Annotated in this window: 19 protein-coding genes and 1 tRNA gene; 7 read left to right on the top strand and 13 right to left on the bottom strand. The window is 55.6% G+C overall.

Annotated elements, in window-relative coordinates; genetic code table 11:
- Positions 1 to 33: 33 nt before the first annotated feature.
- The gene (locus KZO34_RS15500) at positions 34 to 2,712 is read right to left on the bottom strand and encodes a penicillin acylase family protein (protein ID WP_219477742.1); all 2,679 of its coding nucleotides are present in this window, start codon (positions 2,710 to 2,712) and stop codon (positions 34 to 36) included.
- Between the two features lie 167 nt (positions 2,713 to 2,879).
- On the bottom strand, positions 2,880 to 3,950 hold the full coding sequence (locus KZO34_RS15495) for a CaiB/BaiF CoA transferase family protein (RefSeq protein WP_219477741.1): 1,071 nt from the start codon (positions 3,948 to 3,950) through the stop codon (positions 2,880 to 2,882).
- 197 nt (positions 3,951 to 4,147) lie between these two features.
- Between KZO34_RS15495 and KZO34_RS15490 the strand changes: the two genes are divergently transcribed.
- Positions 4,148 to 5,167 carry an AraC family transcriptional regulator gene (locus KZO34_RS15490; protein WP_219477740.1) on the top strand — a complete coding sequence of 340 codons (1,020 nt, stop codon included), beginning with the start codon at positions 4,148 to 4,150 and terminating at the stop codon, positions 5,165 to 5,167.
- A gap of 7 nt (positions 5,168 to 5,174) precedes the next feature.
- On the opposite strand, the gene KZO34_RS15485 is transcribed toward KZO34_RS15490, so the two are convergent.
- Both KZO34_RS15485 and KZO34_RS15480 read right to left on the bottom strand, forming a co-directional pair.
- On the bottom strand, positions 5,175 to 6,032 hold the full coding sequence (locus KZO34_RS15485; RefSeq protein ID WP_219477739.1) for a hypothetical protein: 858 nt from the start codon (positions 6,030 to 6,032) through the stop codon (positions 5,175 to 5,177).
- Between the two features lie 5 nt (positions 6,033 to 6,037).
- Complete coding sequence (locus tag KZO34_RS15480) at positions 6,038 to 7,462, bottom strand: DNA recombination protein RmuC (RefSeq protein WP_219477856.1); 1,425 nt, start codon at positions 7,460 to 7,462, stop codon at positions 6,038 to 6,040.
- 495 nt (positions 7,463 to 7,957) lie between these two features.
- Between KZO34_RS15480 and KZO34_RS15475 the strand changes: the two genes are divergently transcribed.
- The 4 genes from KZO34_RS15475 (at position 7,958) to KZO34_RS15460 (ending at position 11,776) form a co-directional block, all read left to right on the top strand.
- Positions 7,958 to 8,338, top strand: coding sequence for a hypothetical protein (locus KZO34_RS15475; protein ID WP_219477738.1), 381 nt, complete (start codon positions 7,958 to 7,960; stop codon positions 8,336 to 8,338).
- Between the two features lie 177 nt (positions 8,339 to 8,515).
- Positions 8,516 to 9,313, top strand: a complete 798-nt coding sequence (locus KZO34_RS15470; protein WP_257900441.1) for an ATP-dependent zinc protease family protein — start codon at positions 8,516 to 8,518, stop codon at positions 9,311 to 9,313.
- On the top strand, positions 9,310 to 10,827 hold the full coding sequence (locus KZO34_RS15465) for an inactive transglutaminase family protein (RefSeq protein ID WP_219477737.1): 1,518 nt from the start codon (positions 9,310 to 9,312) through the stop codon (positions 10,825 to 10,827). The genes KZO34_RS15470 and KZO34_RS15465 overlap by 4 nt, the downstream gene beginning before the upstream one ends.
- Position 10,828: 1 nt before the next feature.
- The gene (locus KZO34_RS15460) at positions 10,829 to 11,776 is read left to right on the top strand and encodes an alpha-L-glutamate ligase-like protein (RefSeq protein ID WP_219477854.1); all 948 of its coding nucleotides are present in this window, start codon (positions 10,829 to 10,831) and stop codon (positions 11,774 to 11,776) included.
- Between the two features lie 67 nt (positions 11,777 to 11,843).
- Here KZO34_RS15460 and KZO34_RS15455 read toward each other — a convergent pair whose 3' ends face one another.
- Complete coding sequence (locus KZO34_RS15455) at positions 11,844 to 13,433, bottom strand: BCCT family transporter (protein ID WP_219477736.1); 1,590 nt, start codon at positions 13,431 to 13,433, stop codon at positions 11,844 to 11,846.
- Between the two features lie 257 nt (positions 13,434 to 13,690).
- Here KZO34_RS15455 and KZO34_RS15450 point away from each other — a divergent pair, with 257 nt between their 5' ends.
- Both KZO34_RS15450 and KZO34_RS15445 read left to right on the top strand, forming a co-directional pair.
- Positions 13,691 to 15,334: an FMN-binding glutamate synthase family protein gene (locus KZO34_RS15450; protein ID WP_219477735.1), complete on the top strand. Its 1,644-nt coding sequence runs from the start codon at positions 13,691 to 13,693 to the stop codon at positions 15,332 to 15,334.
- Between the two features lie 115 nt (positions 15,335 to 15,449).
- Positions 15,450 to 15,526 (top strand) — tRNA-Pro (locus tag KZO34_RS15445).
- 163 nt (positions 15,527 to 15,689) lie between these two features.
- Here KZO34_RS15445 and KZO34_RS15440 read toward each other — a convergent pair.
- The 8 genes from KZO34_RS15440 to thrS all read right to left on the bottom strand — a co-directional run bounded on the left by KZO34_RS15440 (position 15,690) and on the right by thrS (position 23,085).
- Positions 15,690 to 16,055 (bottom strand): MerR family transcriptional regulator, encoded by a 366-nt coding sequence (locus KZO34_RS15440; RefSeq protein ID WP_219477734.1) that lies wholly within the window; start codon positions 16,053 to 16,055, stop codon positions 15,690 to 15,692.
- The gene (gene ihfA / locus KZO34_RS15435; RefSeq protein ID WP_007151838.1) at positions 16,036 to 16,338 is read right to left on the bottom strand and encodes an integration host factor subunit alpha; all 303 of its coding nucleotides are present in this window, start codon (positions 16,336 to 16,338) and stop codon (positions 16,036 to 16,038) included. The genes KZO34_RS15440 and ihfA overlap by 20 nt, the downstream gene beginning before the upstream one ends.
- Positions 16,339 to 16,341: 3 nt before the next feature.
- Positions 16,342 to 18,714, bottom strand: a complete 2,373-nt coding sequence (pheT, locus tag KZO34_RS15430) for a phenylalanine--tRNA ligase subunit beta (protein ID WP_219477733.1) — start codon at positions 18,712 to 18,714, stop codon at positions 16,342 to 16,344.
- Between the two features lie 63 nt (positions 18,715 to 18,777).
- Positions 18,778 to 19,776: a phenylalanine--tRNA ligase subunit alpha gene (gene pheS, locus KZO34_RS15425; RefSeq protein WP_219477732.1), complete on the bottom strand. Its 999-nt coding sequence runs from the start codon at positions 19,774 to 19,776 to the stop codon at positions 18,778 to 18,780.
- A gap of 149 nt (positions 19,777 to 19,925) precedes the next feature.
- Positions 19,926 to 20,279: a 50S ribosomal protein L20 gene (rplT, locus tag KZO34_RS15420; RefSeq protein WP_008170485.1), complete on the bottom strand. Its 354-nt coding sequence runs from the start codon at positions 20,277 to 20,279 to the stop codon at positions 19,926 to 19,928.
- Positions 20,280 to 20,331: 52 nt separating this feature from the next.
- Positions 20,332 to 20,523 carry a 50S ribosomal protein L35 gene (rpmI, locus tag KZO34_RS15415; protein WP_088828864.1) on the bottom strand — a complete coding sequence of 64 codons (192 nt, stop codon included), beginning with the start codon at positions 20,521 to 20,523 and terminating at the stop codon, positions 20,332 to 20,334.
- 94 nt (positions 20,524 to 20,617) lie between these two features.
- Complete coding sequence (gene infC / locus KZO34_RS15410) at positions 20,618 to 21,157, bottom strand: translation initiation factor IF-3 (RefSeq protein WP_219477853.1); 540 nt, start codon at positions 21,155 to 21,157, stop codon at positions 20,618 to 20,620.
- Between the two features lie 2 nt (positions 21,158 to 21,159).
- The gene (gene thrS / locus KZO34_RS15405) at positions 21,160 to 23,085 is read right to left on the bottom strand and encodes a threonine--tRNA ligase (protein WP_219477731.1); all 1,926 of its coding nucleotides are present in this window, start codon (positions 23,083 to 23,085) and stop codon (positions 21,160 to 21,162) included.
- Positions 23,086 to 23,213: the final 128 nt, after the last annotated feature.

Raw genomic sequence — 23,213 nt, 5'->3', positions numbered from 1 at the left:
GGGCCAACAAAGCGCTGGCCCCGTCAATTCTAATTACTGAGAGATTACGACCTCCCCTTGAGGGAGAACGTTTGCCTCTATTTCTGACTCAGAGAAGAGTAGAGGACGATATTCCTTATTGGAGTACTGTTCGCTCTGATCGCTAAAATAAGGAGACATAGCATCGGTTGACTGAGAGTAGCTCACGAGACCAAACGCCTTCGGTCCATTGTTCGTGAACTCTAGTCCGAAATGCCAACTAGTCCCCCTTGCCATCAGCCAACCGTCAATACCATTTGAGCCGTCCGAAAGCCCCGCAGTATCAGGTAAGGTTGTTGGTGCAACGCGGGGGAATCTAGTGTCCTCTGCATATGCATCCGTCACCACTCCAATGGCATTGAACGCGCCATCAATATTTCCATCACCGCCATGCCAAGGAATACGCTGAGTCTGGAAAACAGGCGTCCCGCCACTACCCGGCACCACCCCTCCAGAGGCTTGATAGTATTGGAGACTGCCCAATGCATCTGTCGGCAGAATACTTTGGGACTGCAATGCCACTACACCATCTGCAAGTGCTAGGAGCATCTTATCGTTGGCTGTACCTGCATTCTCCTGAGAAGGATCAGCAGGAGTTCCTACAGGGTCGTCAGGATTAAACGGTGTTGTTAGGTCGGTGCCAAGATCGCCCCTGTAATTTGCCATGAATACACGGAAAATGTGTGCTCCAACACTGTCTTTATTGTACAAACCATCCCAGCTACCCAATGACTCGCACCAAGACGAGAGGTCGACACCATTCACTGTTGTGCTACCTATGTCATCGCAGCGTTGGAGAAGTTCAGGCAAAAGCTGCTCGGCATACCAAGCTCGATTGTTCCAGATCACTCCAATCAGCTCTTCAGCACTGAACTTTCCGTCTTGGCCTGCTGGTAGCGGTGCACCAGGGAAACCTGCATCCATTGGGTTCTGAAGCATCTTGATGCCCAGTCGGGTACGAGGATTGATCGGTGCTCTCTCATCACCGAAAAGCGGCGAGTAGCCGGTCAGGAACTCGTCCGGGTTCGTAGACCAATAGCTGCTGTTCGAGTTCTGGACCCAGTCTGAGCGCACCAGCTTTGGCTTCTGCTCATAGGGAACCAGCGAACCACAGTCCGTTTCAACCCAGTCCTCTTGAGACAACCTTCCATCCAGAAGTGTCACACCTTGGTCAAAAAGACCGGAATAAGCCTCGCTAGCCGCCCGCCTGAAATTAACCAGCGCAATCGCTTTTTCGGAGAGATTAGGTACGGAGCTACTATCAATATAAAAGGCATTACCCTGATCATCGGCATAGGTGGTATTTGTCCAAAGAGTGGAACCACAGTTCTTGAAAACACCCTGGAACTCATCAAGATTACTTGCTCGACTCATCTGCAACCAAGTGTCGAGAAGCCCCCCGGTATTGGCATTCGCGTCGCGATAAGTGTGCGCTACGAATGAGGAGGTATTTAAGGCGCCATTATCGCCCCATGCCGGTAATTGGCTGCTCACAGCGTTCGCTGCAATCATTGGTCCATATTCGGAGAAGTAGAAAGTCCTCTCCAGAACTAGGGGTTCAGGCATACCGTCCATGCTTACTTCAATTTGATAAGTCTCGGTGGTAATTGGTTTCTCAATTCCATCCTTAACATACGTCAGATCTTCCCCTTGCTTGAGAACAAGTTCGTACCAAGTAAAACGGCGGCTGGTTGTAACGGTGTGGGACCAAGCTAGATTCTCATTGAAGTTGATCAACGGAATTGCGGTTCCCAGAAGACCAGCACCATGAACGTTCAAATAACCTGGAACGGTCATTTGTACCTCATACAAACGCCGGTGGCCGGTGTACGGGAAATGGGGGTTCGCTAAAAGAGCACCGCGCCCTTGCTCGGTCATGTTTTTTCCGATTCCCCAAGCGTTACTGGCCAGCCCCATGTCCGAGAAGTTCTTATTGGACTTGGCTTTGGCTTGAGCAGTTGCAACGACATTCTTGAGGAGAGTCTCCACCTCTTCCGCATTCGCAATCGAACTTACAACGCTTGGCGCCGGGCTTTCTCCTGGGGGCACCGCCAAGAAAACAGCACCAGTCGCAAATAACGCCCCACTGGCATATTGACCAACGATACGATAATGGGCAAGCAGATCCACAGGAGTAATAGGTTTTACCCAGTCCTGACCGGCACATTCCACTGGCAGGTCAGTCGGAGCGGTTTCATTGACGTAACGGTTATATCCGTCAGTGAACCCTTCTATTAGCGCGCGACTTTCGGGGCTTAGTGTCTCAAATTCGGACTCTGCTCCCGCATAAATCTGCTGCGCCTTATAACTGAAGTCATTGATGATGTTCAGCCCTACACTTGCTCCGGGGGCAAATTCGACATCGGGCCCGGGACCGAAATACTTGGCACGCTCGCTACGAGCCTTAACGATCGCTTCAGCCAGCATGCAAACGTTGTCTTGCGCCTGTGCATAACCGTGGCCAAAGGCCGCTGATTTCAGGTTGTCAGCAGTGATATGAGGCACACCGCCAGTAGTGCGCCGAATGGTAGCTTCTAATTGACCGTCAGCAGGGAAGAGATTGGTGTCAACAGAGTTTCCAGCGCCTCCCGATGAACTGCCACCATCAAAACAGCCAGAGAGGAAACCACTGCTCACCAAAATGAGTGCAAGCCCTCGCCCACACCACCATGTGCGTTTATTCCTGATCTTCATAGTGTCATCCTTATACTTGTTCACTACGGTTTCACCGTTGTCGGCGACACTAATAAAGCTAGCAGAGCCCTCTCGTTCGACCAGAAAAAACTGAACAGGAATTCACAAAACCGGAAAACAGGATGGGGCAGCACTTCTCGCTCGATTCGCCGCCCATGAGGGAAGGATTAATCAGAGCCCTTTGTGAACCTGACGGGGAACCCAAGTTGCTTTTGCAGTTGACCATCGCCCCGATCAACCTCAACCACCATGCCCCGCGCCTTCAACTGCGGATGCTCGGCCGCCTCAGCAATCGTCAGCACAGGCTCCACACACGCATCCTGGTCCGCAAAGATTTCCTGCCACTCCGCCAGCGTCTTTTCGGAGATCTTTTCCTTGAGCGCCGCTTTCAGGGCTTGCTGATGTTCCGGATTCTGGCTCAGGGCAAAACTCTTCATCTCACTCAGGCCGAGCGTTTCGCAAAGGCGTGCCGAGAATTGGGGCTCAAGGCTGCCGATGGACAGCCAGCGGTTGTCCCGGGTTCGGTAGTAATCGTAGAAGGAACCGCCATTCAGCAGCGCAGTCTCGGGTGCCTGCTCCTGACCACCGGCCAGGCAGGCGGCACCGGACATGGCATTCAGTGCGAAGGCAGCATCCGTCATGCTGATGTCGACAAACTGCCCTTCCCCGGTCTGCTGTCGCTCAATCACGGCAGCGAGGATGCCCATAACGGCGTGGTGCGAGCCTCCGGCAACGTCTGCCACCTGAATGCCCATGGGTGGTGGGCCGCTGTCAGCGCGACCACAGTGGCTGCTGACTCCGGCGAGCGAGAGGTAGTTGATGTCGTGGCCAGCCCGGTTTCGATAGGGGCCGGTCTGGCCGTAACCGGTGATGGCGCAGTAGATGAGCTTCGGGTTAATGGCCTTGAGTGCTTCGTAGCCAATGCCGAGGCGATCCATAACACCCGGCCGGAATTGCTCGACCACGATGTCATAGTCCAGCACCAACTCTTTCACTTTCTCAACCGCCTCAGTCTGCTTCAGATTCAGCTGCAGGGTTTCCTTGCCCCGTGTGAGATAAGAGAAGGCGGTGCTGATCTTCCCGTCGAAGGGCGGCATTACCTTGGTGAGATCCACCCTGTCCGGCGCCTCTACCCGCAACACTTCCGCGCCCATGTCGGACAGCATCATGGTCGCATAAGGGCCAGGCAACAGGGTGCTGAAGTCCAGGACTTTCAGTGAGGTCAGGGGACCTGCCATGCTGTTCTCCTTTCGTAGTCAGTTTCTTTTTATCGGGTGTAGCAGACTTCCTCATGCTGCACGGTTTTGCCAGGCGGGCCAACTGCCGGTTCCGTCATTCCAATTGGCCGATTCTTCCAGCTCACTGATATCCCTTCGGTTGCATTGTTCTACGGGGGTTTTATGATGGGTCTCGTTTACATGGAATGGCGAGCAACATGTCCAACCTGACGGTTTCAAAGCACTTTGTTCAGGCTGCCCTGGCGGGCGCCGAACAACTTGGCTTCGATACTCACGCAATGCTGCGGGCAGCCGACATCTCTCCGGACCTGCTGCGCATCGAGATGGCCCGGGTCAGCAGTGATCAGTTCAGCCAGCTAATGCAGGTGTTGTGGCATCGGCTGGATGACGAATTCATGGGACTGGGCCCCCGGCGGGCGCGCAGCGGCACCTTTGCAACCATGTGCGCCCTGGTGATCGACTGCCCCACCCTTGAAGCGGTTTACCGCCAGGCGTTCCAGTTCTCACGGCTGTTCGAACCCATGGTGACGATGGAACTGGTTACGGAAGGTCAGAGCGCCCAACTGGTCACCCGGATCGAGGGTGAGATTCACGATCCGTCCTACTTTCTGAGAGAAAGCCTGCTGGTGATCTGGCACCGGCTGGGAAGCTGGCTCATTGGCCAGCCGGTTGAACTGGAGCAGGCAGAGTTCGACTATCCCCGCCCGCCTCATGGCGACGAGTACCGCCACATTTTTCACTGCCCTTTGGTGTTCGAATCCGACCGGACAGCGCTGACGTTTGATAAGCGCTTCCTCACGGCCCCGGTCATCCGGGACAAGTCCGAAATGCGGCAGTTCCTGAAAACCTCACCGGCAGACCTGCTCTCCCGGCCGGATGAAAGCAACACCTTCACGGGCCGGATACGTGCGCTCATCGGGCGGGATTTTTCCAGGCCTTTGCCCGATTTCGAATGGATTGCCTCAGAATTACACACCAGTCCACAAACTCTGCGGCGGCGCCTGAAACAGGAAAATACGTCGTTTCAGGAGATCAAGGATCTGCTCCGGCGGGACATGGCGATCTACTACCTTGGGCGGCAGGAGCTGCCAATCAACGACATCGCCGGCAAGGTCGGGTTCACCGAGCCTTCAACGTTTCACCGGGCCTTCAAGAAGTGGACCGGTGTCACGCCGGGCGCTTACCGGGAAGGTGAACGGGGCAACCTGCAGGATTGATTCCCCTTCAGGACCCTGCCGGGTCCTGAAGGTTGCGGATCAGTCGCCCCAGCGTTTGCGCAATTTCCTGGGTCTGCCGGCGATTCATGGCCAATTGCAGCAGTCGCGAACCGTCTCTGGGATCGTAGACCCAGCACGTGGTGGCGGCCGCTTCACAGGCCCACTCGACCTGGGGATTAATGCCATAAACGGACAAACTCTGGTTTTTTCTGACCACACGGCCGTCGGAATCGCGGCGAATTTCCTGTACGTTGACGGCACTGTCGTCAGTGCTTACCCGGTATTCGATGTCCGCGGGCATATCCACCTGCACAATCGTCTGATCCTCGCGCCAGCCGGCCACTTCCAGCAAACTGTTGAGATGCAGGGACAGTGCTTCACGGTCACTATCCGCCAGATAGAGCTCCCGCAGCGATTCGATCTGTCGATCACCGGCAGGTTCAATCACAGCGATCTTGCCAGCGTCACCGTTGGCTGACTGTGGCGACACCGCCTGTTCACTGCGGGCTTTCTCCACGTCGGTTATCAGCTTGAGCGCTTCCTGATAATGACTCCCGTCGGTACCAGCTGAGGTCACATAGGCCTCCAGCGCTGACTGGGCTTCGTTCAGGTGCTTGGCCTGATACATGACCCGGCCGCGGTAGTAGAAATAATCCGCCGGCTTGTTACCTTCAAGCTGCTGCAATCGATTCAGGTATTCCCCTGCTTCACCCCAGCTTTCGGCAGCCACGGCTTCCTCGGTTGCCAGCATCAGGCGACGCATCTCATGCTCCGGAGCCAATGCGAATGCCTGCCCCGCCAGCAATGTCGACGCGAGAACCAGCCCACACGCCAGCTGACGACCTTTTCCATACGATACTGCCATGACACTTACTCCTGCTGATTATCCGCGCCAATCGCCGGCTCTTCCGTCTCTGACGGGTCCAATTCGTCCTCGATGTCGGGAACATCCCCGGCATCCACTTCCGCCTGGTCCATAATGCCCTTTGGAAGCTCTTTCTTAACCCTGACGCCAAGCTCAACAAACCGGTTCGCCTGGGAGATAAGGTTGCCGCGCCCCCGGGTAAGAGTATTCATGGCCGAATCGTACGTGCCCTGAGCCGTATGTAATTGGCCACCGAGACGCTCCATCGCTTCCACAAACACCCGCAACTTGTCGTAAACCGCGCCGGCCCGCTCCGCAATCCGACGGGCATTCTGGCTCTGCCGTTCATAACGCCAGATGTTCTCGATGGTCCTTAGGGTTGCCAGCAATGTGGTTGGTGTTACCACGATAATCTTTCGCTCAAAGGCTTCTGCGAAGAGGTTCTCGTCCTGCTGAAATGCTGCCACAAACGCGGGCTCGATTGGCATGAACAGCAACACGAAATCCGGCGAATGCAACCCGTTTAACTGACTGTAGTCTTTTTCGCTCAGGGTGCGAATGTGGTTTCTGACCGCCTCGACATGTTCTTTGAGTGCGTTCTCGCGGGCAACTTCATCTTCCTCGGTGACCCATTGCTGATACGCCAGCAAGGACACTTTGGAATCAACGATCAGGTTCCGGCTGTCCGGCAAGTGAACAACCACGTCAGGGCGCAGCAGTTGGTTGTCAGCATCCCGGTAGCTGCCCTGGGTTTCGTATTCCACCCCCTTGCGAAGCCCGGACTTCTCCAGCACCCGTTCCAGAATCAACTCGCCCCAGTTGCCCTGTATCTTTTTGTCGCCTTTCAGCGCACGAGTCAGATTCGACGCCTCTTCGGTGATCTGGCGATTCAGATCCTGCAGCGACTTGATCTCACTTCTCAAGGCCTGGCGATCGCGGGTCTCGGTGGTGTAGACATCTTCCACCCGCTTACGGAAATCCTGAAGCTGATCGCGGAAAGGATTTAGCAGGGTATCAAGGCTGGTGCGGGTCTGCTGGCTGAAACGCTCGCTCTTCTGCTCGAAGATCTTGTTGGCAAGGTTCTCAAACTCCTGTTTCAGCGTATCGCGGTTGCGCTCCAGCAGCTCAAGCTTCTCAGTCGTGGCGCGGCGTTCCTTGTCCAGGGTGACCTCCTGCTCACGCAACGCCACCCGAGCGGAATGCAACTCGCTGGACAGTTCTTCTGAGCGCCGCTGCAGGCTCTCCCGCTCTCCTTCCAGTTGACCAATCCGCGTTCTGCGCCCCTCCAGATCGGATTCCAGGCCGGCAACGCGGTTTTCCAGGCCTGTGGCACGCTGCCGCCAGTGCTCAAGATCCTGCTCGTGTTTTGCCAGCCGGTTTCCCTGTTCCTCCAGGGCCTTTTCCAGATGTTCGGATTGCTGTCGATCCATCGCATTATCGTGCTGGGCTTCCCGAAGCAGTCGCTCGACATCGGCTCGTTCCGTTTCCAGCGTCTCAAGATCAGCTGTCAACCTGCGTTTTTCAGAGGCGGTCCGAACAGCCAACCCCGCCAGCACGCAGACTGCTATCACCATCACTCCCATCCAGCCGGCCATGAGATCCGGCCGGGATACCATCAAATCGGTGACAGCCTCTGGCACTGCACGCACTCCTGTATCTGCTTGTGATTAGTAACGAAAGCGGAATTATGCTCAACGGCCACAGTCTACCTCATCAGCGGAACCTTTTTCGCATCGCCCCGTGGCAGGCACTATGGATCACATTCCTGATCTCGACTGGGTTGCAAATCCACAAACCGGCGGCATCTGTTTGTAGACGCGCCACGTAATATCGTCTACAAGGGTTAAATATCCTTGTGTCTTTAGGCATTACGTTTTTTTAACGGCCTGGAAGACACGAAAAGGATCGCAAACGGAATACGGATTATGCTGAAAGAACTCTGGCGAAAACTGGGAACAGACTTCATGCAAGCGGGCTGCAGGGCGAACGACGCCGATGCTGAGTTGTTTGGCGGCTGCGATTCCGGGCGATTCCGCATCCTGCCCCACATAACGCACACCGGGGAGTTTCACCTTGAACGGCTGACTAACCTGCTGAAAGCCCGCTATGGCAAGAGTTTCGAGCCGTCTGGACGCAAAACCGGAAGCGACGAAGCTATTCGTGATCTCATCAGTTATGCAGCCAGAATTCAGGACCAGGATGTGCAGCGGGAACTCCTGCTGTTCTATCTGAATTGTTCACCGGTCATTCAGGAATTTCTGCGCTCCGAAACCTCTCTCGGGGATGGCAATTTTCCATTCCGGTAATCACTTACGATTGACACGTGAGACCCATTCGAAAAAATTGCCCTCTTAACCAACTGTAAAGCAACTACACAGTTCGGTTGTTGTATACTCCTGCGCCTACTAATCTTCAGTAACATCAGACTGTCCGTCACTTCAGCCATGTACCGGCGTGACCGGCTGTCGGCGCAGGGGTTCTTAATGGGTTTAAAACAGATGCGGGCTGGTTCTTCTCTCTCAGCAGGTCTGCTGGCTGGCAGCATATTATTGCTGCTTGCCGGTTGTTCGTCGGATCGCTACCTGATGGTCCCCAAGCAAAACCTGAACAGCCTGAACACATCGGTGCAGGCCCAGCGCGCCACCCTCGTGACCATGGAAGGCAATGCCACCGTCCGACATGAACAGTTAATGGGGAAACAGCAGGAAACCACCGCAACCATTCTTGACGCCATCAGAACCCAGGTCGAGAAGCCAAGCTGCCCCTCTGTCAAACCCCAGGACATTTGCCCCAGCGCCGATGCATCACGGGGGCTTGCCGATCGATTGAAGGGCAAGCTCATTGTCGGCGAAGTGGAGAGGATCTATCTGGCGGATCCGGGGCAGGTATATACCGCCCGGATCGACAGCGGGGCTGAGACGTCGTCCATTGATGCCCGTAATATCACCCGTTTTGAGCGGGACGGCAGCAACTGGGTTCGCTTCGATGTTCCGGTACCGGGTACTGATGAATTGGTCACTCTGGAAAAAGAGGTTTCCCGACGGGTCAAGGTTGCCCAGGCCAGCGCCGAGAATCCCGAACGACGGATTGTGGTTGAACTCCAGTTCGCAATCGGCGATTACCAGCAGGTCGCTGAATTCTCATTAACGGACAGAGATGATCTGTCCTACGAAGTCCTGATCGGCCGCAACGTCCTGCGCGACGTCATGTTGATCGATGTCGGCAGGGAGTTCGCCACCAAACTTCCCGACTCAATCCTAAGCAACAGGAACGACTCGTGACTCCCCGCTCCCGCTTGCCCTTCTACGTCGCTGTTTTTCTCCTCATTGCCGCAGGCATTTCCCTGGCCATCTGGCGCCACATCGAGTTGGGGATTCCCTGGCTTGCCGGTGAACAGCGCCCGGTCTGGATGATCGAAGCCCGAGTGGATTTTGACGCCAGTGACGGTGCGGTGCTCGCTAGCCTGAATGTGCCGGAGAACCCACCCGGTTTCCGGATACTCTCTGAGCAGGCCGCATCTCCCGGTTATGGGTTCTCGATCATCGAGAAAAACGGAAGTCGCAGGGCGGAATGGACCAAGCGAGACGTATCCGGGCGACAGACTCTGTATTTCAAAACCCAGTTTATCCCAGACGATTCAACGATTGACCGGCCCCCGAGCCAGGAGCCCAAAGCCCGGAAAATGTTCTGGGAGGAGCCCCAGGCCACGGCCGTGCGGGAGATTCTGACCCAGGCAGAAGAACGGTCCAGCACGCCTGAAAGCATGACCCGGGAGTTGATCCGTCTCATGCAGCCAGATACCCGCACCCAGAACACAACCCTCCTGGTGGCCGAGGAAGACTACCTCGAACTGCTGGTCGACATGCTGAACCACTCCGGCATCCCGGCCCGGACCGCCGACGGGTTAAAGCTGGAAGACGCCCGACGCCGGCAATCGCTGATGCCTTTCCTGCAGATATTCAACGGAGAACAGTGGCTGACCTTCGATCCGAACACGGCTGAGCAGGGTGTGCCAGAAAGCCTGCTGTTGTGGCGCCAGGGCTCTGCCTCGCTGCTGGACGTGGTCGGCGGAGACAATTCCGAAGTGAGCTTCTCCATGCTCCGGCAGACGGTCCCCGCCCTGCAGCTTTCAACCATGGAGTTCGATTCCAAAGGGCTTGGCTTCCTCAGTTTCTATGAACTGCCCATCGAGGAGCAGAGCATGTTTCGCATGCTACTTCTGCTCCCCCTGGGCGCACTCATGGTCGCGTTCATGCGCATTGTGATCGGCATCCGTACCTCCGGCACCTTCATGCCGGTCCTGATCGCGGTAGCGTTCGTCCAGACAACCCTGGTCCCGGGCCTGATTGCCTTTCTGTCCGTGGTCTCGATAGGCCTGATGATGCGGGGCTACCTCTCTAGTCTGAACCTGTTGCTGGTATCCCGGATTTCAGCCCTGATCATACTGGTGATATTCATCACCGCAGGGCTCAGCATCATTGGCTACCAGATGGGCTTCAATACCGGAATGACCGTGACCTTCTTCCCCATGGTCATCATTGCCTGGACCATTGAGCGGATGTCCATCCTCTGGGAGGAAGAAGGCGCCCACGAAGTCGTTATTCAGGGGGCTGGCAGCATGTTTGTCGCCATCTGCGCCTACCTCCTGATGAGCGCACCGCTGGCAGGTCACCTGACCTTCAACTTCCCGGAACTGCACTTTGTGATCCTGGGCCTGATCCTGTTGATGGGCCAATACACCGGATACAAGTTGAGCGAACTCAAGCGGTTCACGCCTATGAGGGTCTATGACTGACATGGGCTGGATATCACCGCGACGCCTTAACCGCCTGGGCATGCTCAACATGAACCGGCGCAATGTGGATTACATTGCCCGTTACAATGAGCGGTCCTCTTACCCCCTGGTCGACAACAAGCTCAAGACCAAACTTGCCGTGGCTGAATATGGAGTCAAGACGCCCCGTCTGCTGCAGGTGGTTCGCCAGCAGCATGAAATTTCAGGTTTCCGGCAGTTGGCGGAAGATCTTGGCGGTTTCGCCATCAAACCAGCCAAGGGTTCAGGCGGAAAGGGTATCACCGTCATCACCGGCCGCGATCAGGACGAATACGTCAAGGCGTCGGGATCGAGGATTTCCGCTTCCTCTCTGGAGCGCCACCTCACCAACATCCTCGCCGGCCTGTACTCGCTGGCAGGCACGCCGGATGTAGCCATAGTCGAAAGTCTGGTTGAATCGGTACCCACACTGGCTCGGTATTCCTTCCAGGGCGTTCCCGACATTCGTATTGTGGTATTTCGCGGCTACCCGGTAATGGCCATGCTGAGACTTGCCACAAAGGCCTCTGACGGCAAGGCTAATCTGCATCAGGGCGCTGTCGGTGTTGGCCTGGACATCGGTACGGGCAGGAGCCTGAATGCCGTTCAGTTCAACAAGCCAATAACCCTGCATCCGGACACTGGCCTGGCCCTGGAGAACATCGAGATTGAAGCCTGGGGCGAAATGCTGGAAATGGCGTCCCGCTGCTATGAATCCACCGGGCTCGGCTACATGGGTGTGGATCTGGTGGTGGACGCCCACGAAGGCCCCCTGCTACTGGAACTGAATGCCCGGCCCGGCCTGGCGATCCAGATGGCCAACGGGATGGGCTTGCTGCCGCGCTTGCGGACCATTGAGCGCCTGAAACGTCCTCATTTCACGCCGCAGGAGCGCGCCAATTACGCCATGGAGGTATTCGCCGCGCTCTAGCGCGGGGGAGAGGGGCATAAAAAAACCGGGGCGAAAGCCCCGGTTTTTTTCGACTACGATGAGGCTCTTAGAGCTCGCCTCTCGCAACCAAAAGCTTGCGCTCATGGGTCAGGCCCTTCAGCAAGCCCCACGTCATGATCAGCAGGATTGCTGTAAATGGCAGGCCGGCACTGATCGCCGTCGCCTGGATGGCACCCAGGGCGTCTTCGCCACCACCAAAGATCAGCGCTGCGGCAATCGCACCCTCCATGACTACCCAGAAAACGCGCTGAGCGGTCGGTGCATCAGTCTTGCCACCGGCGGTGATGCTGTCGATAACCAGTGACCCGGAGTCCGACGACGTTACGAAGAACACCAGCACCAGAATGATACCCACGAACGAGATAATGCCGGTCAGCGGCAGGTTCTCGAACATCTGGAACATGGCAAGAGGAACGTCCGTCAGGCCGTTCGCTGCCAGTGCACCGATACCGTTCTGGATCTGTTCCAGCGCCGTGCCACCAAAGGCGCTCATCCATACCACGGTGATCACCGTCGGGATAATCAGTACTGCGGTAACAAACTCCCGAACCGTGCGGCCTCGCGAAACGCGGGCGATAAACATACCTACGAACGGTGACCAGGAGATCCACCAGGCCCAGTAGAATACAGTCCAACCTTGGAACCAGGCTTCGTCTTCACGGCCAAACGGGTTGCTCAGGGGAAGAACGTTGCCAATATAACTGGACGAGGTCACCCACATGGTTTCCAGCACAGTCATGGTGGGGCCGGCGAAAATGATAAAGAACAGCAGAATCCCGGCAAGGCTCATATTGATGTTACTGAGCACTTTTACACCGCCGTCCAAACCACGCAACACTGAGACCAGTGCAACCGCAGTTACACCCACGATGATGGCCATCTGGACATTGATGCCGTCAGAGATACCAAACAGATAACTCAGACCGGATGCCGCCTGCTGGGCACCGAAGCCGAGAGAGGTAGCCAGACCAAAGATCGTGGCGACTACCGCCAGGATATCGATGATGTGGCCAGGCCAGCCCCACACCTTGTCCCGCAGCAACGGGAAGAAGGCTGATCGGATGGTCAGCGGCATGTTCTTGTTGAACGCGAAAAATGCCAGAGACAGGGCAACAATGGCGTAAACCGCCCAGGGATGCAGGCCCCAATGGTACATGGTTGCACCCATGGCTAGCCTGGCGGCCTCAGGGGTGTTCGCCTCGACGTTAAACGGCGTTTCGTACCAGCCGGTGTAATATGCCGTCGGCTCTGCAACCGCCCAGAACATAAGGCCAATGCCCATGCCGGCAGCAAACAGCATCGCGAACCAGGACATCGTCGAGAATTCTGGTTTCGCATCCACGCCGCCCAGCCGGATCTTGCCCACCGGCATAAAAATCAAGGCCAGACACACCACCACGAAGACGTTGGCGCTGAGCAGGAAGAACCAGTCAAATGTTGCGATAATGTCCCACTTTGCCCCGTCCAGAAGCTCTTTGGACTCTGTCGGGAAAATCAGGGTTCCTACCACAAAAAGCACGACCAGTATTGCCGTAATCGGGAATACCGGCGCGTGGAGATCCAGGCCGAAAGGACTAATATTGTCCTGGCCTGCGACGTAATCCGTCTGATATTCGTCTTTAACTACCTCGCCCACGTTTGGAGCCTCCTGAATTGGAAAGTCTTTTTAGGGAATCGGTATTCAAACGTTACAAGCGCGACATAATAATGTTTTGAGTTCAAAACATCAAAACAACCAGACACAGTTCTCCACTGCATCACTTATCAGCATAGACCATGATTAAAGGATCGATGGCTTCAAACCGGGAAATCGACTACAGATTTTGCGGCGTATCGATATACTCTGACCGAAACACGCGCCATCTCGGCACATTGGCCCCATTTGAGGTATCTATGGAGAAAACCACGACTTTTCCGGTTCGCTACACCGTTTACGCACTAAGCATTGCCGGCTTTTTCGCATCGTTGATCGCAAGTTTTTATACCAGCGCCGGCTACCTGTTCGCGTTCATTTTCGGGGTTTTGGCGGCACTGGGAACCTATGATCTACTCCAGAGAAAACATACGGTTAGCCGCAACTATCCTATTCTTGCCAACTTCCGTTACCTGCTTGAAGCCATCGGGCCGGAGATCCGACAGTACTTTATCCAGTCCGATACTGAGGAGCGCCCCTTTTCACGGGAACAGAGAACCATCGTGTATCAGCGCGCCAAGAACGTGCTCGACAAGCGGCCCTTCGGTTCCCAGCTTGGCATGTACGACGAGGGATTCGAATGGATGAATCATTCCCTCAAACCCACCAGAATCAGTGATAGCAATTTCAGAATTCTGATTGGGAAACATTGTGCCAAGCCTTACAGCGCAAGCGTTTTCAACATTTCGGCCATGAGTTTCGGGTCGCTCTCGGCAAACGCCATCCTGAGCCTGAATACTGGCGCCAAACTTGGCGACTTCTACCACGACACCGGAGAAGGCTCCATTTCGCGCTACCACCGGCAACCAGGTGGAGACCTGGTCTGGGAAATCGGCTCGGGCTATTTTGGCTGTCGCCATAAGGATGGCTCTTTCAACGAGGATATGTTTCGGGAAAACGCGAACCTCGACCAGGTAAAAATGATAGAGGTCAAACTTTCTCAGGGAGCCAAACCGGGGCATGGCGGCATCTTGCCCGGCGCCAAGGTAACCCCTGAAATAGCCGAAGCCCGAGGCGTGTCCGTCGGCGAGGACTGCGTGTCACCGGCCAGCCATTCAGCCTTCTCCACGCCCCTCGAACTCCTCGAGTTCCTGGACCATCTTCGAGACCTGTCGGGCGGCAAACCGGTCGGCCTCAAGCTCGCCATTGGCCACCCCTGGGAATGGTTTGCCATCGTAAAAGCGATGCTCGAAACAGGCCGGAAGCCGGACTTTATTGTGGTGGACGGCGGCGAAGGGGGCACTGGCGCCGCGCCTCTGGAGTTTATCAACAGACTCGGCATGCCCCTGACCGAAGCCCTCCTCCTGGTGCACAACACCCTGGTAGGCACAAGCCTCAGGGACGACATCGCCATTGGCGCCGCCGGCAAGATCACGTCCGCGTTCAATATTGCCCGCACACTCGCCCTGGGGGCCGACTGGTGCAATTCTGCCCGCGGCTACATGTTTTCCCTCGGCTGTATTCAGGCCCTGAACTGCCATACCGGCCGCTGCCCAAGTGGCGTCGCCACCCAGGACCCTCGACGCGGCGAGAAACTGGATGTGGAACTCAAAAGCCAACGGGTCTTCAACTTCCACAAGAACACACTGGATGCGCTCCAGAACCTGCTTGAGGCTTCCGGTCTGCGCCACCCCTCCGAGCTGGGACCAGAACACGTGGTGCGCCGTTTGTCCAAGACCGAAGTCCATTCCTACATGGACCTGTTCCCGTACCTCGAGCCAGGCGCCCTGTTTGAGGGTGACACTGGCCATATGGTATTCGACAAGTACTGGCCAAACGCCAGCTCCGCCACCTTCGATCCGCCCGAGTTTATCCTCAAATTAAGAGAGACCAAGCTCCGCTAAAAATCCGGACGCGAAATCCTCAAAGCCTGTTTATTTTTCTGAAAGGCTGGTGTAGACTTCGCTCCCGCTAAGCCACTGAGATAACTCTCAAGTTTCTCAGGGGCCAACAGCGAATCGGGGCGTAGCGCAGCTTGGTAGCGCACCTGCATGGGGTGCAGGGGGTCGTAGGTTCAAATCCTACCGTCCCGACCAGATTCATGAAAAAGGCAGGAGCTGAAAAGCTCCTGCCTTTTTTGTTTCTGCTTCCCAAAGAATCCCGCCACGGACTCAAGTAATCGCTCAGCTAACGCCATTCCCGAGGCACAAAAAAAGCCGAAGAGACCCACCCCTTCGGCTTTTTTACTCGGCGCTGCGGTTACTTCACAGGCGCGTTCAGTACGTCCAGAACATCTTCCAGCTCCGATATCATCTGCCGGATAAGCTGCTTGTACTGGGAGGTGTCGTCCTTCACCTCGTGGCTGCTGAGCTTTTGCTTGGCACCACCGATGGTGTAGCCCTGGTCGTAAAGCAGGCTACGTATCTGACGAATGGTTATAACGTCAGCCCGCTGGTAATAGCGGCGGTTTCCGCGACGCTTAACCGGCGATAACTGTGGAAATTCCTGCTCCCAATAGCGCAGTACGTGTGCCTTGACTGCGCATAGGTCCGCTACTTCACCGATGGTGAAATAACGCTTCCCGGGAATCGCGGGAAGTTCGTTATTATGACTGGGTTCCAGCATACGCTTCTACTTTTTGCTTTAGTTTTTGTCCTGGGCGAAACGTAACAACACGCCGTGCACTGATCGGAATTTCCTCACCAGTTTTCGGGTTCCGTCCCGGCCGCTGCTTCTTGTCTCGCAGGTCGAAGTTGCCGAAGCCCGATAACTTCACCTGCTCGTTGTGGCTGAGTGCGCCTCTGATCTCGTCGAAAAAAGCTTCCACCATTTCCTTGGCTTCGCGTTTGTTAAGGCCCAATTCCTCGTACAACCGCTCTGCCATTTCCGCTTTCGTCAAAGCCGCCATCTCTCAACTCCTCAGTGTTGCCCCCAGCTCTTCGTTCAATGCGTCGATTACACCATTGAAGAGCGAATGAACCTCGTCCTCGGTCAACGTGCGCTCCGGATGCTGCCAGAATAGACTGAGCGCCAGGCTACGGTTCCCCTCGCCAAGACTCTCACCCTCGTATACATCAAATGCACGCAACGCTGTCAGTCGTTCACCAGCGTGCTTTCTGGCCACACGCTCGACGTCCGCAAACGCCACATCGCTTCCGATAATGATAGCCAAATCCCGACGAACTTCCGGGAATTTCGAAATATCTTTGAAATTAGGCACATAACCAGTGACGATCGAATCCAAGAATAGCTCAAACATCAAGATCGTGCCATTAAGTTCAAGATTTTTCTGAACTTGTGGGTGCAACGTGCCCAACCAGCCGACATGCTCGCCATCTCGGAGCAATTCCGCGGTCTGACCCGGATGCAGTGCCGGGTGCTGACTGCCTACGAACTGGATCTCGATACCAAGCAGACGAAACAGGCTTTCCAGATCTCCTTTTACATCAAAGAAATCAGCGGTTCTGCGACCGTTTACCCAGTTTTCAGGATATTGGGCGCCGACCACCACGCCAGCCAACATCTGCTGCTGGTCAATACGCTCACCTTCCTGCTCAAACCGCAAACCGGTTTCGAAAAGGCGGATCCGCCCCTGCTGACGGTTCTGATTGTGGGCAACAGTCTTGAGCAGACCGCTCCAGAGGCTGGTTCGCATCACCGAAAGATCGGAGGAAATGGGATTGGCAAGTGCAATGCCTTCGCGGTCCGGATCAATCAGCTGCTGGACCTTGGGATCCACGAAGCTATAGGTGATCGCCTCCTGATAGCCGTTATCAACGAAGAAATTACGGATTGCTGAAACCGGACGAGTAGCCTCATCCTGCTGACGCAAGCCGAGAGATCCCGTGGGTTCGGTTACCGGCAGGTTGTTGTACCCGTAGATCCGGCCCACTTCCTCAATAAGATCTTCCTCAATGGAGATGTCAGGTCGGAAACTGGGCACACTGATACGCCATCCTGCCTTGAGGAGCTTGTCGATATGGAGGCCGAGACGACTCAGGATCTCTTCAACCGTCGTCCGGTCAATCTCGAGGCCCAGAACGTCATAAAGACGATCGGAGCGCAGATCAACCACCCGATCTTCAGGGAGATGCTGGTCGCTGGCCACTTCAATGATTTCACCGGGCTCGCCGCCAACAATATCCATGAGCAACTGCGTGGCACGCTCCATGGCTTCGCGGGCCAGCCGGCAATCCACACCCCGCTCGAACCGGTGAGAAGCGTCGGTGTGAAGACCATAATGACGGGCCTTGCCGGCCAGAGTAATGGGGTCGAAGTAGGCGGATTCCAGAATCAGGTCGTTGGTCTTTTCACTGACGCCGGAATGCTCCCCGCCCATTACGCCGGCAATCGCAACCGGCTTTTCATGGTCGGCAATGACCAGGGTCTGCTCGTTAAGCTCTACCTCCTGACCGTCAAGCAAGACCAGCTTCTCACCGGCCCTTGCCATCCGAACCACAATGCCGCCGTGAATCTCTTCCCGGTCGAACGCGTGCATCGGCTGGCCCAGCTCGAGCATCACGTAGTTGGTAACATCTACCGCAGCGTCGATGGAGCGAATACCCGAGCGACGCAGCTTCTCCTGCATCCACAGGGGCGACTCCGCCTTCAGGTTTACATTGCGCAGAACACGCCCGAGATAGCGAGGGCAACCGGCCGCCGCCTCGACCCGGATATCCGCAACCTCCGAGTGCACCGCCTCGACTGGCTTAACCTCCGGCCCCTCGACCACCATGCTGTTCAGAACGCCCACCTCGCGGGCAATCCCCTTGATTGAGAGGCAGTCGCTTCGATTGGGCGTCAGATCCACATCGATCGTCACGTCATTGAGTTTGAGGTACTCGGCAACGTCCTGACCGACCGGAGCCTCTGCCGGCAACTCCATCAAGCCATCATGGCTCTCCGAAAGCCCCAGCTCGGATTCAGAACACAGCATGCCCTCGGACGGCTGACCGCGCAGTTTCGCCTTTTTGATCTTGAAGTCGCCCGGCAGTACCGCGCCAACCACGGCAAACGGCACCTTGAGGCCGTCTCGCACGTTGGGTGCACCACAGACCACCTGGACGGTCTGCTTGCCATCACTTACCTGGCACACCCGCAACTTGTCGGCATCCGGGTGTGGTTCAACCGATTTCACCTCACCGACAATGACGCCGCTGAACTGACCTGCGACCGGTTCGAAACCATCCACTTCCAGACCGGCCATGGTGATCTGGTCCATCAATTCCTGGGTTCCGATTGCCGGATTTACCCATTCGCGCAGCCACTGTTCACTGAATTTCATGGTTATTGCCTTGTAGTCCTGATGCGGTTTCGCCTGTTGATTTGAATGCCGTGAAACGTCGGATTAGCGGAACTGGCGCAGGAAGCGCAGGTCGTTCTCAAAGAACATCCGCAGGTCGTTTACGCCGTAGCGGAGCATGGCCAGGCGCTCAACGCCAAGACCGAACGCAAAACCACGGTATTCCTCGGCATCGATACCGCAATGCTCGAATACTTTGGGATGAACCATGCCGCACCCCATGACTTCCAGCCACTTGATGCTGCCATCGGCCTCCCGACCCCACTCGATATCCACCTCCGCAGACGGCTCGGTGAACGGGAAATAGGAGGGCCGGAACCGCACCTTCAGATCGCGCTCGAAAAACACCCTTAAAAACTCTTCCACGGTGCTCTTGAGGTCCGCGAAGCTAACGTCTTTCTCAACCAGCAACCCCTCAACCTGGTGAAACATGGGGGTATGGGTCATATCAGAATCGCAGCGGTACACCCGCCCCGGACAGATCATCCGGAATGGCGGCTTGCCAGCCTCCATGGTGCGAATCTGAACAGGAGAAGTATGGGTGCGCAATAAAGTGCCGGGATTGAAATAGAAGGTGTCGTGCATGGCACGAGCTGGATGGTGCCCGGGAATGTTGAGCGCCTCGAAGTTATGGTAATCGTCTTCGATTTCGGGGCCCTGCTCGACCGTGTAGCCGGCGCGGGCAAAGAACTGTTCGATACGTTCGAGGGTGCGGGTCACCGGGTGCAGACCGCCAAGGTCCTGGCCGCGGCCTGGCAGCGTGACATCGATGGATTCACTCGCGAGTTTCTCCTCAATTGCCGCTCGTTCAAGATCGGCGCGCCGGGCATTGATCGCCTGCTCTACCTGACCCTTGGCTTCATTAATTTTCTGGCCTGCAGCGGGACGCTCTTCGGCGGAAAGCTTGCCCAGTGTCTTTGCCTGCTGGGTAATCTCACCCTTTTTGCCGAGGTACTCAACACGAATTTGATCAAGCGCCTGCAGGCTGTCGGCTTTTTCCACCGCAGCCAAACCGTCCTGAACCAGTTGCTCCAGGTTTTCCATTGACCCTGCTCCAAACCAGAAATGGGAGTACTAATACGAATTCTTAAAACAAAAATAGGGGAAGAGCGTGCCCTTCCCCTATCAGAAGGCGCCTTCATGATGACATGAGACGCCCGGATCGATCAGCAATCGATGAAGAGCTTAAGCGATCACAGGGACGCTTTGGCTTTCTCGACAACAGCGGCAAACGCCTGCTGCTCGTTCATGGCCAGATCGGCCAGAACCTTGCGATCGATTTCAACGTTAGCCTTTTTCAGGCCAGCGATCAGACGGCTGTAGGACAGTCCGTTAGCGCGGGCACCAGCGTTAATACGAGCAATCCACAGAGCGCGGAAAGCACGCTTACGGTTACGACGGTCACGGTAAGCATACTGACCGGCCTTGATAACCGCTTGCTTGGCTACACGGAATACACGGCTACGAGCACCGTAGTAACCTTTGGCCTGATTGAGAATCTTTTTGTGACGACGGCGTGCAACCACACCACGTTTTACACGAGCCATATCTTAATCCTTCTACCTTAATAAACCTTTGCAGGAATGATTCGCGTGCTGTTTAGCCCGCGGTCATACGCTTGATGGAAGCCACATCAGACTTGGCAATCAGCTTGGTACCACGGAGCTGACGCTTACGCTTGGGGCTCTTCTTGGTCAAGATATGACTGGTGAAGGACTGCTTGTGCTTGAAGCCAGTGGCGGTTTTCTTGAACCGTTTCGTGGCTCCGCTTTTGGTTTTCATCTTAGGCATTTTTTAAAACTCCGCATTCTATTTTTAAGAACAACAAATGTGCCCCTGAACGACAAATCCCCCGCAAGCGCGGGGGATCATCACCCGATCAGGTTCACTTCTTTTTTCGGGGCGCCACAATCATGGTCATCTGCCGGCCTTCCATTTTCGGCCGCATCTCAACCGTTGCAAGCTCCTCAATATCCGTCTCGATGCGGGACATGAGCTTCATACCAATTTCCTGGTGTGCCATCTCACGCCCACGGAAGCGAATAGTGATTTTGCCGCGGTCCCCGTTTTCAAGGAAACGTACCAGGTTGCGTAGTTTGACCTGATAATCCCCTTCTTCAGTTCCTGGTCGGAACTTAAGCTCTTTGACCTGCGTCTGCTTCTGTTTCTTCTTGGCAGCCGCCTTGGCCTTCTTCTCGTCGAAGATTTTCTTGCCGTAGTCCATTATCTTACAGACGATCGGATCGGAATCCGTAACCTGGACCAGGTCAAGCGATGCCTCTTCCGCTTGCTTTAAGGCATCCTCAATTGGTACTACACCGACCTGATTGCCTTCTGCGTCAATCAGTCGGACTTCGGTTGCGTCAATATTCTCATTGATCGGCGCCTTTGGTGTACGCCCACCCCGATTCGCTCGCTGTTTAATAATTAGATCTCCGTCTTTGTTTTGCCCTTGCGTTCAACATCTTCCTGTAAAAGCTGCTCAAACGCTTCAAGCGATAGTGTCCCCAAATCTTCGCCTTTACGGGTTCTCACCGCAACGGCGTTGTTGTCGATTTCTTTGTCGCCGACAACGACAAGATAGGGAACCTTGTTAAGAGTATGCTCGCGGATTTTAAAGCCGATCTTCTCGTTTCTCAAGTCAGCATTAACCCTATAGCCCAAAGAATCCAACTTTTTCGCCAGATTCTGACAATATTCACGCTGATTATCGGTGATATTGAGTATGGCAACCTGGGTCGGCGCCAGCCAGGTCGGGAACGCGCCTTCGTATTCTTCGATCAGAATACCGATGAAACGCTCAAACGAGCCGAGTACCGCCCGATGCAGCATGACTGGTGTTTTGCGCTCGGAATTATCGGCGACATACTGTGCGCCGAGACGGCCCGGCATTGAAAAATCTACCTGAATGGTACCGCATTGCCAGACCCGACCGATGCAGTCTTTCAGCGAAAATTCGATTTTCGGGCCATAGAAAGCACCCTCACCTGGCAGTAGCTCCCAGTCAACACCCTCCCGGTTCAGGGCTTCTTCCAGTGCAGCCTCGGACTTGTCCCATACTTCGTCGGACCCAACGCGCTTCTCCGGGCGGGTCGAGAGCTTGTACAGGATCTGATCGAAGCCGAAATCCTTGTAAACATCGTGCAGCAGATCAATGAAGCGGGACACCTCTTCCTGAATCGCATCTTCTTCACAGAAAATATGCGCATCGTCCTGGGTAAAGCCACGCACCCGCATCAGACCATGCAGTGCGCCGGACGCTTCGTTCCGGTGACACGACCCAAACTCCGCCAGCCGCAACGGCAAATCCTTGTAACTTTTCAGACCCTGATTGAAGACCTGGATATGACACGGACAGTTCATTGGCTTGATGGCGTAGTCGTGCTTCTCCGACTCGGTGGTAAACATGTCGTCGTGGAACTTGTCCCAGTGACCGGACTTCTCCCACAGGGCACGGGAAACCACTTGGGGCGTCTTGATCTCCTGGTAGCCATGCCTGTGCAGCATGTCCCGCATGTACTGTTCGATCTCCTGGTAAACCGACCAGCCGTCGGGATGCCAGAACACCATGCCGGGGGCCTCTTCCTGCATATGGAACAGGTTCAGCTTTTTGCCAATCTTGCGGTGATCACGCTTCTCGGCCTCCTCCAGGCGGTGCAGATAGGCCTTGAGGTCCTTCTTGTTGCCCCAGGCGGTCCCGTAGACGCGCTGCAGTTGCTCATTGCTGGTATCGCCGCGCCAGTACGCACCCGCCACCTTGGTCAGCTTGAACGCCTTGAGCTTGCCGGTGCTGGGCACATGCGGGCCCCGGCACAGGTCAATGAAATCACCCTGGCGGTAGAAGGAAAGGTCCTCGTTGCCCGGAATGTCCTCGATGATACGGACTTTATACTCTTCGCCCATTTCGTCGAACAGCTTCACCGCCTCATCCCGGGACAGCACGGAACGGGAAACCGGAATATCCTGCTTGGACAGTTCTTCCATGCGTTTTTCGATCCGCTCCAGATCCTCGTTGGTAAACGGGCGATCGAATTTGAAGTCGTAATAAAAGCCGTTATCGACGACAGGGCCAATGGTTACCTGCGCCGAAGGGAACAGCTCTTTCACTGCCATTGCCAGAAGATGGGCCGTTGAGTGACGGATGATATCGACGCCGTCCTCGTCACGATCAGTGATGATCGCGAGATCGGTGTCGTCTTCAATGCGGTAGCTGGTGTCTACCAGCTTGCCATTCACTCGGCCGGCCAGTGCGGCCTTGGCCAGACCAGCGCCAATGTCGGCGGCGACGTCATGAACGGATACGGGTTCTGCAAAACTGCGATGGCTGCCATCCGGCAAGGTTACGACGGGCATGAAAAAACTCCAGTTGGTTACTCAGCGGTGATCTATACCAGAGATCACGTGATGACGGCGTTCCACGACACAAACCGCGGGCCGATTCGACCGCGAGTCTAACAGAAAAAAACCCGGCAGGTTAATGC

The sequence above is a fragment of the Marinobacter sp. F4206 genome, assembly GCF_019392195.1.
Lineage (GTDB): Bacteria > Pseudomonadota > Gammaproteobacteria > Pseudomonadales > Oleiphilaceae > Marinobacter.
Note: the sequence above shows the minus strand (reverse complement) of the source record. Positions and strands in the feature narration are given on the sequence as shown.

Coding starts and splice junctions, on each gene's coding strand:
- pheS (WP_219477732.1), bottom strand. CDS start 19,776: ATGGAAAACCTGGAGCAACTGGTTCAGGACGGTTTGGCTGCGGTGGAA.
- rpmI (WP_088828864.1), bottom strand. CDS start 20,523: ATGCCTAAGATGAAAACCAAAAGCGGAGCCACGAAACGGTTCAAGAAA.
- KZO34_RS15485 (WP_219477739.1), bottom strand. CDS start 6,032: ATGGCAGTATCGTATGGAAAAGGTCGTCAGCTGGCGTGTGGGCTGGTT.
- ihfA (WP_007151838.1), bottom strand. CDS start 16,338: ATGGCGGCTTTGACGAAAGCGGAAATGGCAGAGCGGTTGTACGAGGAA.
- KZO34_RS15450 (WP_219477735.1), top strand. CDS start 13,691: ATGGAGAAAACCACGACTTTTCCGGTTCGCTACACCGTTTACGCACTA.
- KZO34_RS15480 (WP_219477856.1), bottom strand. CDS start 7,462: ATGGATCGACAGCAATCCGAACATCTGGAAAAGGCCCTGGAGGAACAG.
- pheT (WP_219477733.1), bottom strand. CDS start 18,714: ATGAAATTCAGTGAACAGTGGCTGCGCGAATGGGTAAATCCGGCAATC.
- KZO34_RS15490 (WP_219477740.1), top strand. CDS start 4,148: ATGTCCAACCTGACGGTTTCAAAGCACTTTGTTCAGGCTGCCCTGGCG.
- rplT (WP_008170485.1), bottom strand. CDS start 20,279: ATGGCTCGTGTAAAACGTGGTGTGGTTGCACGCCGTCGTCACAAAAAG.
- KZO34_RS15470 (WP_257900441.1), top strand. CDS start 8,516: ATGGGTTTAAAACAGATGCGGGCTGGTTCTTCTCTCTCAGCAGGTCTG.
- KZO34_RS15475 (WP_219477738.1), top strand. CDS start 7,958: ATGCTGAAAGAACTCTGGCGAAAACTGGGAACAGACTTCATGCAAGCG.
- KZO34_RS15460 (WP_219477854.1), top strand. CDS start 10,829: ATGGGCTGGATATCACCGCGACGCCTTAACCGCCTGGGCATGCTCAAC.
- KZO34_RS15495 (WP_219477741.1), bottom strand. CDS start 3,950: ATGGCAGGTCCCCTGACCTCACTGAAAGTCCTGGACTTCAGCACCCTG.
- thrS (WP_219477731.1), bottom strand. CDS start 23,085: ATGCCCGTCGTAACCTTGCCGGATGGCAGCCATCGCAGTTTTGCAGAA.
- KZO34_RS15440 (WP_219477734.1), bottom strand. CDS start 16,055: ATGCTGGAACCCAGTCATAATAACGAACTTCCCGCGATTCCCGGGAAG.
- KZO34_RS15500 (WP_219477742.1), bottom strand. CDS start 2,712: ATGAAGATCAGGAATAAACGCACATGGTGGTGTGGGCGAGGGCTTGCA.